General features: G+C 37.3%; 11 protein-coding genes and 1 riboswitch. All 11 genes read right to left on the bottom strand.

Annotation, left to right across the window (positions count from 1 at the left end):
- Positions 1–87: 87 nt before the first annotated feature.
- The 11 genes from nagZ to ABC346_RS05680 all read right to left on the bottom strand — a co-directional run bounded on the left by nagZ (position 88) and on the right by ABC346_RS05680 (position 12945).
- Complete coding sequence (gene nagZ, locus ABC346_RS05730) at positions 88–1656, bottom strand: beta-N-acetylhexosaminidase (RefSeq protein WP_413233939.1); 1569 nt, start codon at positions 1654–1656, stop codon at positions 88–90.
- Positions 1657–1680: 24 nt separating this feature from the next.
- Positions 1681–2298 carry a YesL family protein gene (locus ABC346_RS05725; protein ID WP_413233938.1) on the bottom strand — a complete coding sequence of 206 codons (618 nt, stop codon included), beginning with the start codon at positions 2296–2298 and terminating at the stop codon, positions 1681–1683.
- A 106-nt stretch (positions 2299–2404) separates the two neighbouring features.
- Positions 2405–3301, bottom strand: coding sequence for a carbohydrate ABC transporter permease (locus tag ABC346_RS05720; protein ID WP_413233937.1), 897 nt, complete (start codon positions 3299–3301; stop codon positions 2405–2407).
- Positions 3302–3316: 15 nt separating this feature from the next.
- Entirely contained in the window at positions 3317–4252 is a 936-nt protein-coding gene (locus ABC346_RS05715) for an ABC transporter permease (protein ID WP_413233936.1), read from the bottom strand.
- A gap of 482 nt (positions 4253–4734) precedes the next feature.
- A complete protein-coding gene (locus ABC346_RS05710) occupies positions 4735–6357 on the bottom strand; it encodes an ABC transporter substrate-binding protein (protein ID WP_413233935.1) in 1623 nt (540 codons plus the stop codon).
- 258 nt (positions 6358–6615) lie between these two features.
- On the bottom strand, positions 6616–7620 hold the full coding sequence (locus ABC346_RS05705) for a lactonase family protein (protein WP_413233934.1): 1005 nt from the start codon (positions 7618–7620) through the stop codon (positions 6616–6618).
- A gap of 18 nt (positions 7621–7638) precedes the next feature.
- Complete coding sequence (locus tag ABC346_RS05700) at positions 7639–9555, bottom strand: beta-N-acetylhexosaminidase (protein WP_413233933.1); 1917 nt, start codon at positions 9553–9555, stop codon at positions 7639–7641.
- Between the two features lie 225 nt (positions 9556–9780).
- Positions 9781–10248, bottom strand: coding sequence for a 6,7-dimethyl-8-ribityllumazine synthase (ribH, locus tag ABC346_RS05695; protein ID WP_413233932.1), 468 nt, complete (start codon positions 10246–10248; stop codon positions 9781–9783).
- A gap of 20 nt (positions 10249–10268) precedes the next feature.
- Positions 10269–10892: a 3,4-dihydroxy-2-butanone-4-phosphate synthase gene (ribB, locus tag ABC346_RS05690; protein ID WP_413233931.1), complete on the bottom strand. Its 624-nt coding sequence runs from the start codon at positions 10890–10892 to the stop codon at positions 10269–10271.
- A gap of 11 nt (positions 10893–10903) precedes the next feature.
- Complete coding sequence (locus ABC346_RS05685; protein ID WP_413233930.1) at positions 10904–11530, bottom strand: riboflavin synthase; 627 nt, start codon at positions 11528–11530, stop codon at positions 10904–10906.
- Between the two features lie 276 nt (positions 11531–11806).
- A riboswitch (FMN riboswitch) is annotated at positions 11807–11944 on the bottom strand.
- A gap of 80 nt (positions 11945–12024) precedes the next feature.
- Positions 12025–12945: a phosphotransferase gene (locus ABC346_RS05680; RefSeq protein WP_413233929.1), complete on the bottom strand. Its 921-nt coding sequence runs from the start codon at positions 12943–12945 to the stop codon at positions 12025–12027.
- Positions 12946–12986 lie beyond the last annotated feature (41 nt).

The raw sequence follows: 12986 nt of genomic DNA, 5'->3' as shown, positions 1-12986 counted from the left end.
GTATAGCGCTGCAGCTAATTGATACTTCCCCCAATATATTTTTATCCTCGGTAACAACGGACTGTAATACCGTCATAGCATGAAGCTTCACTTTACTGTTACTGGTAGACCTCCTAGAATTTCCTCTTTTCCAAATACAGCATCCATAGCTACTTCTAGTGCCGGATAAGATACTTCATATGTACATATACATGCTTGAAGATCTGGTAATAACGCTACATCATAAGGACTTTTCATTACGATTGCGATTACTGGAATTTCTTTTGCGGCAAGTTTTTCTAAAAACAACTGTTGTACCGGCTGTTGAGCTAAATAACTTACACCGAAAACAACTGCATCATACTGCTTCCAATGCTCCATTTGTTCATGTATATCCTCTTCCGTCCAATCCTCTGTTAATGTTATATTTTTAGCATGCGGCTGATATGTACGAACTGCATCATAAAGACGGACTGTTGTATGAGACGGATCCTCTGCTGCTGACTGTACACCTGCTAATGGTGTGACTACCAATATATTGCTACTACTATCAACCGGTATCAATCCATGATTGTACACCATGGTCACACCTTGACGATATGCTTCCTTAGCTAATTCACCATGATCATTCCCACCGACAAAAGAAGGTACACTTGCACTTGAATCTATAATGGTATTATTCCAATTGATATATGTATCTTTAATACGTCGGATTCTTTTTGCCGATGTTAAAATAGACCCCTTACTTAATTCCCCTGACTCTACTGCTAGTTTCACTTCCTTCAGAGCACCAACTTGCCGTTGTAACGTATGTGATACCATGGCTATGTCCACACCTGCTTGTAACGCGGCTACGACTCCCTTCTCCGTACCAATTGTTTCTGAAATCGCATTCATCTCCATACAATCCGACGTAATTAGCCCGGTATATCCTAATTTTTCTCGTAACAATCCCGTCATTACTGCTTTGGATAATGTAGCTGGTTTATCTACTTCTGGTTCCAATGCGGGAAAATGTATATGTGCGGACATAATCACATCAGATTCCAAACACTCTCGAAAAGGGTGTAACTCGATATCCTCTAACCTCTCTAAGCTATGAGGGATAACGGGTAAGGCTAAATGCGAATCCACTTTTGTATCACCATGGCCAGGAAAATGTTTAAGTGTCGTCAACACTCCAGCATCTTGCATACCTTTCACCGCTGCTTTCGCTAAACGGGTGACACGTTCTGGTGACTCTCCGTAAGAACGAACACCAATAACTGGATTATCTGGATTTACATTCACATCAACTACTGGAGCCAGGTTCCAATTAATTCCTAATGCTCTTAGCTCTTTTCCGCTAGCATAGCCTATCTGATATGCATTCTCTTCGCTGTCACTTGCGCCAATTGTCATTCCTCCAGGAAATATTGTTGTTCCTTCCCCTAATCGGCGTACAGTGCCATTCTCTTGATCGACACAAATGAGTAGTGGACGTTCATACCCCGCATCATGTGCTTCTTTCTGCAAAGTAGCGGTTAGCGCAAGCACTTCATCAGGGCTTCCAATATTACGGGTAAATAAAATAATTCCGCCGATATGATAGTTATGAATGAGCTTCTTAATAGAATCGGGAACAACTTTACCGTCAAATCCAATTACAAATAACTCTCCTATCTCCTTTTCAATCATCCTAGTTGCACCTCATTTCTGTATTTATATGTTTCTCGCTTCATATTTTGCAAAAGTTTTCGAAACTCCCCACATTAAAATATAAGCTGATACACTTCCTCCAAACAAAAATAGTAAAGCCGGTAATAAATAGAAAGTAATGGATAACAGTAGGCCAACTCCTACTAATAAAACAACCGTAAGAATAGGATGAATGATTCCGATAATAAACGGCCATTTAATATAGTCCATGGTTTTCAAATTAAAGTGAACATAGATTGGGAAGAAATAAGCAACTACCATAACAAATAAAATTAACATAACGACCACACTAAACTGAACCATCTGATATATAAGACTTGTTTGTGTCCCTAATATTTGGAACTCTATCGTTAGTAAATACCCTATTGCCGCCAGTAAAAGTCCTAATCCATTTGTTTTTAAAAATTCTTGACGATATGTCTTCCAAAACAATGGGAAAATAGCAATATCTGGATCACCAATATTCCATTTCCGAACTATTGCAAACATTGCTACGGTTGCAGGCATAAAGCCAAATATCCCTAACCCTAATATAGTAAAAGCAACCCAAAGAATATTTACATATGCAAAACGAGTTATCCAAACAGCTATTGTATAGTAACCTTGTGCAATACTTGTCATCTAAATCACCTCTTACTCAAATCATTGATAAACAGAGACAAACATGGCTGTTCATCTTTACAATGGATAGTTTCACCTGTCCTGTCCCACCTTTGCCTCTGTCTGTTTATTCCTTCACCGAACCAATCAGGACTCCCTTTACAAAGAAACGTTGTAAAAATGGATATACAATTAATAATGGTAATGCAGAAACAATGATTACTGCATACTTTACTAATGAAGCTGTTTTTACTTGCTCTGCGAACGATTGAGCAGAACCAGCAGCATTGGAAATGCTACTCGCATTTACCTCATTCAAAATTAAAATTTGCCGAAGTATCAACTGTAATGGAAATTTATCTTCTGTTCGTAAATAAATCAACGCATTAAAGTACTGATTCCATAAAGCAACTCCATGAAAGAGTGCCATTACGGCAATGATTGGTAAAGATAACGGTAAAACTACTTTAATAAATAAGTAAAAGTCACTCGCCCCATCAATTTTGGATGCTTCGACGAGTTGATCAGGTATCGTTTGTTGAAAAAATGTTCGAGCAACTAGAATCGACCAAGCTCCTACAACGCCTGGAATAACAATTGCCCACATTGTATCGAGCATTTGCAAATTACGAACAACTAAATATGTCGGTATAAGTCCTCCATTGAATAGCATCGTGAATAAAATAAACCATAACCAAAATTTCTTTCCCATTAATTCTTTACGGGATAAGGCATATGCTGCGGGCAATAAAACAAACAAGTGGACAAGTACACCAACGATCGTATATACAATCGTATTTTTATATCCCGTCCAAATCGCTTCATTTTGAAATACCCGTTGGAATCCATCAAAGGTAATATCCACTGGCCAAAGCCACATTTTGCCTGTGTTCACAGCTTGAGGATCGCTGATGGATGCGCTAAGTACAAAAATTAGTGGATAAATTATAATTATTGTAATAATCGATACAAAGAGTATATTTAACCGGTCAAAGGCCTTATCCGATAAACTAAACCTAGACATGTTGCATCCTCCTTCCTACCATAAGCTGTTCTCACTAACTTTTCGTGCGATTTGGTTAACGGTAATTAAAAGAACGATATTAATCGCCGATTCAAACAAACCAACAGCAGCAGCGAAACTATATTGGCCTTGCAGGATACCCGTTTCATATACAAACGTTTGGATAATATCCGACGTCTCCGAATTCAGTGTATTTTGCATGAGTAACACTTTCTCAAAGCCAATTTGCATAAAGTTTCCGATATTTAAAATAAATAATACAACGATGGTTGGCATAATACTCGGAATATTTATCCGAAAAATACGTTGCATTCTCGTCGCACCATCCACCTTTGCTGCTTCATGAAGCTCAGGATTTACTCCTGCAAGAGCGGCTAGATAGATAATTGTACTCCACCCCAGTGTTTGCCATTGACCAGACCATACAAAAATATGTCGGAACCAATCTGGGCTTGTTAGAAATGGAATTGGTTCCATTCCTAATGCGCGTATAAGGTGATTGATTAACCCTGTGTTCGGATCTAAAAACGCAACAAGCATTCCAACGACAACAACGACAGAAATAAAATGTGGTGCATACGTTAAGGTTTGGGTCCATTTCTTAAATGCCCCATTACGTAATTCATTAAATGCTAGTGCTAAAATAATCGGTAATGGGAATAGGACGAGCATATATAGATTTAAGACAAGCGTATTTTTTAATAACCTCCAGAAGTAATATGAACTAAAAAAACGCTCAAAATGTTCAAAACCAACCCAAGGACTTCCCCATATTCCTAGGTTCGCAAAGTAATCTTTAAAAGCAATTTGAACGCCATACATTGGTATATAATGAAAAATTAAAAAGTAGGAAACTACAGGTAAAAGAAATATATATAATTGCCAATTCGCAAGTAAATTCTTTTTTATTTTGTAGCCTCTACCCCTATGAGCGGGCGCTTGGTTTGCCATAACATTGTCTACCTCCTTAAACAGTTAACAATTTTACAACCTAGATACATTGACTGTGTTTTATTGAATCAAACAACCTTGATTGGCAATTATGTATACTCTTGAACATTGCTTCACTTACAAGTCTCCAGTTGTATTGACATGCTGGTTACTAGGAAGTATTGCTGTTCAATAGAATCTACTTTCTTTTCCTTTTTAGCGCATGTTCAAAAGAGGATGGAAAGGACCGAGAATTGCAGGCAGCGTAGCTTTGAGTACCGGAACGTCTGCAGTTAATAGGTGAGGAACTAAAAGCTAAGCCACAAGCTTCTAGGATGTGGTGATTTCTGCGTTATACACAGGACTCAGGCGATTTTAGCAGAACGTCCTCCGGATAATTGTCATTTTCACCGGACTTTTTGAACAACCTATGTTATCAAAAGGTAGAAGAGAGAGGAAAAGGGGGGAACCTCTCTCTTCACATCCATCTGTAATCAAAATTATTAATTCGCTGTATAACGGTTGTACGCATTTTGATGTACTTCTACAACCTCTTCTAATCCCATTTGGTTTAGTGTGTCTACGTAATTATCCCAATTAGCTAAATCTTCATCACCAGTAATAAATTTGTCACGCATTTCTTCGATGTAGTTATTAATGTCCTGACCAGTAGATTGCAATATGATGTTCTCTTCATCTGTAAACGTAAAACGTGGCCAAATTTCCTCTGGAACAAAAGGTTCAATCTTCTCAGCAGCTTCCATGGATTGAGGAGCAGTTTCTCCACCTTGGAAATAATCCGCTTTGATAATTCCGTTAATCGATCCTAACCATGTTAACTGTTTCGCTAACGCTTGTTCGAAAGTAATATCTCCTTCTGGATTTAAGATGTGATCCTTATAAACTGCTTCACCGTCTTCCATTTCAAACGTTTCGCCTTCTACACCCATATAGTATAGTTCCGCCCCCTCATCACTGTAGAAATGGTCCATCCAACGTACGGTTGCAGCTGGATTCTCATTCTCACTTGTTAGTACTAAGTTTGCTGGATCCCATACAGAAGAGGAGAGCTTATTATAGGTTTGATGCCCATTTGGTCCTTCTAACGCTGCAACACTGTTATATTGAGCTCCAATATCTTCACCAAACAGTTCAATTGGATCATAAAAAATCATACTTCCATATAAATTATCAGATGCATTCGCTAGGAATTGTCCCCATTCGATGGTAAAGATACTTTGATCAATCAATCCTTCTGCGTACAATTTGTTAATATACTCCAGCATTTGCTTATATTCCTCTGTTATGGCAAAGTTACGAACATCACCAGAAGAATCTAAATCATAATTCATATTCGACGGACCTTGATTCATCACCCCAAAAGAACCAGCTAACCATTGAACTAACTCTTGGATTTGCGTTCCGCCATAAGGAATTGTTTTTCCTCCGCCTACTGGATCAAGCTCCTTCACTGCTTTCAAATATTCATAGAATTCATCTGTAGTTTCGGGTATTTCCATTCCTAATTCATCCAACCAATCTTCATTCACCCATGGGCGAGCACTCAGGCGTAAGGATAAGAAATCTTCCTCAATAAGTGCTGGCAAAGAGTAAATGTTTCCATCTGGAAACGTAATCGCTTTTCGGATACTCGGATCTTGCTCCATTAACGCTGTGAGGTTTGGAGCGTATTGTTCAATCAAATCATTTAAAGGTAGGAATACTTCTTGCGCTCCATATCTTAATAAATCACTACTCGTAAGCTGCGATAGGAAGAATGCGTCTGGCAAATCTCCACTTCCTAAAGCTAAGTTTCGATTTTCTTCTAAAGCATCTGGACTCACAAGATCCCAATTTACGTTGATGTTTGTTTGGTCTCTATACGCATTCCAAATTAGGATATCATTCCAATCATTGTCTTCATTTTGAGCAGGCTTGTTTGCAAAAAAAGTTAGTTCCAGCTCTTCATCCACAATAGGCATTCCTGATTCATTTATATCTTCATTTGCAGCAGTTGCATCGCCACCGTCACTTTCATCTCCGTCACCTTCATCATTATTACAAGCTGATAAAGCGATTACAAAACCTATTAGTAAAAGAATGAGCAATAATCTTTTTACCTTCACTTGGCTTTCCCTCCCTAGATATACATTTCTATAAAACTATTGATCCCCCTAAGCGTCATGTCAAACTACATTATTCTTTTATCTATCACCCCTCCATTAAAATAAAAATCAAGAGACTTTAAAATTTTTGTAAAATTTCTTCTTATTCGAAATAGTATCACTATTATAATGTTACGTCAATATAACATTATAATGTTTATAATCAATTTTTTAGGAAGCTGCTACTTCCTACATAATAAACCACACTTATTTTTCCATCTATACCACTTTTACACAAACTGGTCTTGGCACTGCATACCTCTCTTCAGAAGATACGAATTCATTCATCTGTGTTTTTCTAAGAACCGTTAACTCGTTACTATGTTCGTTGGCGACAATTATATATTTTTCACCAAGGAAATTTGATTGAAAATGCCTTGGCCATTTGCTGCCTAATCTTAAATTCGAATAGTTTCTTAGAAGTCCCTTGTTTATTATTTGATAAGTGGTAATAGAATCGTATCCTCGATTTGATGCATATAGAAATTTTCCGCTACATTGAACTTCTGCGCCATAATTTTCTTGATTACATTCACTTGGTAACGTAGTTATTCTTTGCTTCAACTGAACAAGCTCTTTTTCTAAATCATATGCATATACAAGTATCGTCGAATCAAATTCATTCACAACGTATAATGTTGCTATTTCCGGGTGAAAATCAACATGCCTAGGTCCAGAAGGATAAGGCGTTTCCACTTCAAATCGCAGCTGAAGTTTGCCTATCTCTTTGTTAAAATAAAAGAAATATAATTTATGCTTTCCTAAATCTGTAGCAACATAATAATCACTTTTCGGCATTCTCCGTATGGTATGCAATCTAGATTCAGTTGAAATGTGAATACAGTCGGTCTCTTCTTCAATATTTCCATTTTCATTTGTTCGATAAATAACTAGATTGCCACCAGTATAATTACTTACAAACACGTAGTCACCATTTACCTCAACATAACAAGGTCCACCATGAGTAGGAAAACGACTCCATTCTGTTAACTGTTTGTAAATTGGATCAATCCCATAACAGATGACTTCGCCTTGTTCTACCTCACTAATAGCATATAGACAAGATTTACTTCTGTTGATTTCTAAAAAAGAAGGATGATCAATCCCATCAAAAGCTGCTATCTTCCCAAGCTTACCACTATATGGGTCAAAAGAAAGCCAGTGAATGGTTTCTTCATTCCTTTCCCCATAACTTCCTACAAATATATCCTTTAATGAGTTCATTCACTCCCCCATCCTTTTCTAGTAAATTGGTAAAACATGAAAAAATACATTAGGGGATGCCATACGATAATAATAACTACCCCACCCAAGGCCAGTTGATTGTTCAAATCTTGGTGAATAAAAAAGTCGCTCTTGTTCTAGCTCCTCAATTTGTTCCAGTTCCCCCTGTACAAAACGTTCAATACGATCCTTTGCAGTTTCTAGACGATTAAACAAACCTCCATAACGTAAATCAATTACTTCCCAACCAAACGGTTTATTTAATGTTAGCCATTGTTTGCGATGTGCAGTTTGAAGTTCACGAATATCACCTAATAATGGTACTATCTTTGTATCTACTAAATAGGTTAACTCTGACAACTGTTTTTTATCATACGCCTGTTTTAATTTCACTCCAAGAGATGCTTTGTTTGCTAATACCGCGCACAACTTTTTAGGTACTTCATAATGAAACTTAGCATATTCTTGCGCTTCCTCCTGCTTCAGTTCTATTTGTTTAGAAAGGTCCTCATAATACTCATCTAAATCCAATCCTTCTATATGTTTATCAAAAACACCTAATAATGGATCTTGCCATAAAAGGAACTTAGATGGATTCGTCTGCTGAATATTTCCATCCGCTACACCAGGTGGTTGATCCAACTTGTTCAATAATAATAAGGCATCTGCATCCAAACCGGTTATAAATGTCGCTCTTTGTTTGACTTCTACTTCATCTACTTGCTCGTTAAATGCATGGTCTGCGTAATATTGTAATCCATAAAGAGAGGTATACACATTGTTTTCATATCCATCATCACCCCATAGTGTCACAAACACATCACGAATTCCGTTATCTTTACATGCTTGAAGTGCTTTTTCACTCGCACTTAGTGAAAGATGGTAGTTTGGTGCGAACGTATTCCATACCCACATGCCTCCTGCGAATGCCGGCGTCCTGCCAAACCGTTTTAATTGTCCAATCATATTGGCATAGTGATCATAATCCGTCTGGTTATATTGCCAATACATAAATTGAACATTTTCTGGTAATTGTTGAATTATATATTCTGGCAGATTCGTAGATTTGTCATATTGATCTCCTGTTTCCGATGCTAATTTTAAAAACATATCACTCCACATCATCGCATCTAAATCATACTTATCCGTGATTTCTAATACTCTTGTTAAATGCTTCGACATCATCTCAAATCGAGATTGATAACCATGTATATTTAAGTACCTTCCCCTCCCTACTTCTTCCGCTTCGTCCATACCTATGTGGATACGTTTACTGCGGAATGGTTTTGTAACTGACTGTATCATTCTATCTAGCAAATCATACGTATCTTCACTTTCCAGCAACAACGCACCTCTTGTATCCTTGTATTTATAAGCGGCATCCCATTTTAGGAATTCTTCTAAATGGGCCAATGTCTGAATACACGGTATGAGCTCTATTCCAAATAAAGCAGCGTATTCATCCAATTCACGAAGTTCCGCTTCTGAGTAACGTCCGCGCATGTAGCCGAAATAAGGTTCACCGCTCACTTCATAGGTATCTTCCATGTAAAGCATAACGCTATTATGCCCCATCATAGCTAACTTTCGGATGAAGTCTTTTAGTGTTGTTAATTTCATGGTCATATTTCGTGAAAGGTCGAACATCGGTCCAATAGTAGAAAAGTGCATTTTTTCGTTTGTTTCTAGAGGAGTATCTTCTTGTTGTAGATGTTGAAGTAAAATACTAAAAGCTCGAAAGAATTGGTTCGGTTGTGCGTATGTGATGACCCCATTTCTTTGTTTATAAGAGATTGATAAACCATGAAATGTTACTTCCTGCACACATGTAATATTAATATCAGATTGTTCATCCAGCGAGAAATCATAGCTTGCCTGCAACTCATTTAATCCTTTCATGATATCAGCACTATCACCTGTTATCGCAAACTTCATATTCTATTCCATCCTTTCTGTTAAATTATTTCTACCTAAAACCTCCTAACTAGATTTTTATCAATCAAAATTCATTATTTCAAATTTTCAACATTTTCACAATAGATTTTTTGACCTCTAGTTTCTGGATGCATACCCTGGCCATTAAAAAAACTGTCCATAGCCTTCGTAAATCACGATAAAGACTTCTGGACAGTTTGTTTAACCTAGTTCATTCCAACACTCTCAAACGTGAAATTGTTCGTTTAATGATATCATTTCAAGTAGTCCGAGCGCTGTTTCCGCACCTTTATTTCCAGCTTTTGTCCCAGCTCTTTCTACAGCTTGCTCAATTGACTCTGTTGTTAGCACGCCAAATAATACTGGTATGTTACTATTCATCCCTACTTGAGCTACACCTTTAGAGACTTCATTACAAACATAATCATAATGTGTAGTTGCTCCGCGAATAACTGTTCCTAACGTTAATACACCGTTATATTTTTGAGAATGAACTGCGCGCTTGGTGATATAAGGAATCTCAAAAGCACCTGGAACCCAAATCACATCAATATTTTCCTTAGCTACGCCGTGACGAATAAGTATATCTTCTGCACCCGATAATAGTTTCGAAGTAATAAATTCATTAAATCTACTTGTTACAATCGCTATCTTCTTGCCCTGTCCATTATAGTTGCCTTCATAAATTGTCATATGATCAAACTCCTTTAAAATTAATTTTCTATCGCTATTCCTTTTTTTCGATATTGAACGAGATCTTCTACTGTAATTACGGTCAACTTCCATTGTGCCGCCAATTTCTTTAGATTTGGATATCTTGCCATTGTCCCATCATCATTTAAAATCTCACAAATATATGCCGATGGAATCGAATTGGATAGTCTAGCCAAATCAACAGCTGCTTCTGTGTGACCTCTACGTTCCAATACACCTGCATTTTTCGCTATAAGCGGAAACATATGGCCCGGACGTTTAAAATCAGTCGCTTTTGATAATGGATCCGCTAAAGCCCTTATCGTATCTGCACGATCAGCCGTAGAAATCCCTGTGGAATTGGTATAATGATCAACACTAACCGTAAACTGAGTCCCATACGTATCAGTGTTATTCTCAGACATTGCATGTAAATCTAATTCCAACGCTCGTTTTTCTGTGATAGGAACACAGATCAATCCTCGTCCATACTTAGTCATAAAATTAACATTTTCATGTGTTACAAATTCACTGAGCCCAACAAGATCTCCTTCTGCTTCTCGGTCCGCATCATCCGCAACAATAATAAGTTTTCCATTTCGTAAATCTTCTATCGCTTGCTCTATCTTGCTTTGCTCGTTCATTTTTACCCTCCTTAGAATCCATTTTCTTGTAAAAAGGACTGTGATAAGGTTTGCTTGTTTGCTTGAAGAATATATTTAGCAAGCATGTCAGTTTCCAAATTTACGTAATCACCCACTCGACGTTGGGACAAAATCGATGCATGTTGTGAATGGGGAATCAAACTAATTGTAAATGCATGACTAGATTTTTCTGCAACCGTTAAACTCGTTCCATCCAATGTGACTGAACCTTTCGCAATTACTTCTTGCGCATATTGTTTCGGTAAAGTAAAACTCATGTAATATGCATTTTGGTCTTTCCATGTACGTTTAACGGTAATGGTAGAATCTACGTGACCCGCAACGATATGCCCCTCGAACCGATCTGTCGCAAGCATCGCCCTTTCTAGATTAACGGCGGATCCACTCTTCACATATTGAAGATTAGTAGATCGAAATGTTTCTGGCATGACATCAGCTGTAAATGTATCTCCAGCTATTTTTGTGGCAGTCAGACACACACCATTGACAGCCATGCTATCGCCAACGTTGTAATGCAGCAATTGCGCTTCCGTTGTCTGAATATCAAGTTGAATTGTTTCTCGTTTCTTCTCCACGTTTGTAACTTGCCCAATTGTTTGAACAACTCCTGTAAACAAACCATCAGCTCCTTTTATTTAATTTAAATCAAGAAATGAATGTGTTCTTAAAAAGGGGAATTAATAGCAACAACTAAAGAATTAGTCGTACCCTAGAACCAATGTGAGAGGATAAGTGAACTTCATAACATTCACTCCATATAAAAAGCCCCGCAATATGTAGATTGCGGGGCTTAAGCTAACTCTAATAAACGATATGTGTAAAAATACGTAAATTTAAGACTACTAGAAAAAACCTGGTTTTCTCCACGTCAAATAGATATACGTATCCATACAGCTATTCTTCTCCCATCCAGACTATTACTGTCGGTTCTAGATTCTCACTAGATCCACCGCATAAAGCGGGTCACGGACTTCAAGTTCTGATGACTTGTCACCGCCGGTCGGGAATTACACCCTGCCCCGAAGAATACACTATTCAATTCTAAGTAAAAGTGTATAAGTTCAGAGAGTTAATGTCAATACACATCTAAAATTGCTTGCCAAGATATATTTTAATAAATACTATATTGATCCATCTTATCAAGCAATTTTGTTATACTTACAAACAAGTCTCGTTGAGATTGTCTTCCCCAATCTTCTTCCACTTCTGCCATCAACCACATGACCTCATCGAGAAAAACATGCTTTACAGCTATTTTCCAGTAGTTTATTTCCTCTAGTGTAAATTGCTGATACTTCTTATATCCGTTCAAGAAAATTTGCCATTCTTCTGGTGTAAAAATACGATCAGGAGCACTATCTAATTCATTATGAAACAATAACAAAGCCAATGAAATATCGAATATACGCGGAATCCATTTCGCATTATCTGGGTCGATAAGTACTGGATGTTGTTGGTAGATGAGATTATTCGCTTTGTAATCATGCGGTGTCTCAACCCACGCTAAATTTGCTTGTTGAAGGGATGATTGGTGATCTATTGATTCATGTAATATGGAACGTAATTTATCCGTATCTATATCCACACGATACAATGTTACAAAACGATCGATTCTTTCCATATATTCGTCTACTTCATGATGATAAAAATCAAAAACATTATACGCTTCCAAATCAAAGTCATTATTGTCCGTGCTTAACGCATGAATGCTTCCAAGTAACTTACCAGCTTGATATATTTCCGCTTCTCTAGCGCTGTATGTTATCCCTTCTATAAATGGATAACATACATAATATTCTTCACCAACACGTTTGGGATTATCTTCATTTAACTTAACCGGAGTTACAATAGAGACTTGTTGCTTACCTAGGTACTCAACATAATTTACTAGATTGATAGCTAGTTCATAAGGTGATTGCGTTTTTTTGACAATATAATTATCCACTTTATATACCGGAGCAAATGGATAAATGCTTTTCATTTCATGTTCTACCTTAAAGCCAAACTTTTTTAAAAGTTCAATTGAATTCATCTTCATCCCTCCGGATACTAAAAAAGAGCTGTCTTATTACA

Origin of the sequence: Oceanobacillus phoenicis (assembly GCF_047238145.1) — a bacterium.
Classification (GTDB): Bacteria; Bacillota; Bacilli; order Bacillales; family Amphibacillaceae; genus Oceanobacillus.
The sequence above is the reverse complement of the archived record's forward strand: the minus strand, read 5'-3'. Positions and strand labels throughout refer to the sequence as shown.

Bases quoted from the DNA above. Each gene is read 5' to 3' on its own strand.
- ABC346_RS05720 (WP_413233937.1), bottom strand. From the start codon at position 3,301: ATGTCTAGGTTTAGTTTATCGGATAAGGCCTTTGACCGGTTAAATATA.
- ABC346_RS05725 (WP_413233938.1), bottom strand. From the start codon at position 2,298: ATGACAAGTATTGCACAAGGTTACTATACAATAGCTGTTTGGATAACT.
- ribB (WP_413233931.1), bottom strand. From the start codon at position 10,892: ATGAACGAGCAAAGCAAGATAGAGCAAGCGATAGAAGATTTACGAAAT.
- nagZ (WP_413233939.1), bottom strand. From the start codon at position 1,656: ATGATTGAAAAGGAGATAGGAGAGTTATTTGTAATTGGATTTGACGGT.
- ABC346_RS05705 (WP_413233934.1), bottom strand. From the start codon at position 7,620: ATGAACTCATTAAAGGATATATTTGTAGGAAGTTATGGGGAAAGGAAT.
- ABC346_RS05715 (WP_413233936.1), bottom strand. From the start codon at position 4,252: ATGGCAAACCAAGCGCCCGCTCATAGGGGTAGAGGCTACAAAATAAAA.
- ABC346_RS05700 (WP_413233933.1), bottom strand. From the start codon at position 9,555: ATGAAGTTTGCGATAACAGGTGATAGTGCTGATATCATGAAAGGATTA.
- ABC346_RS05680 (WP_413233929.1), bottom strand. From the start codon at position 12,945: ATGAATTCAATTGAACTTTTAAAAAAGTTTGGCTTTAAGGTAGAACAT.
- ribH (WP_413233932.1), bottom strand. From the start codon at position 10,248: ATGACAATTTATGAAGGCAACTATAATGGACAGGGCAAGAAGATAGCG.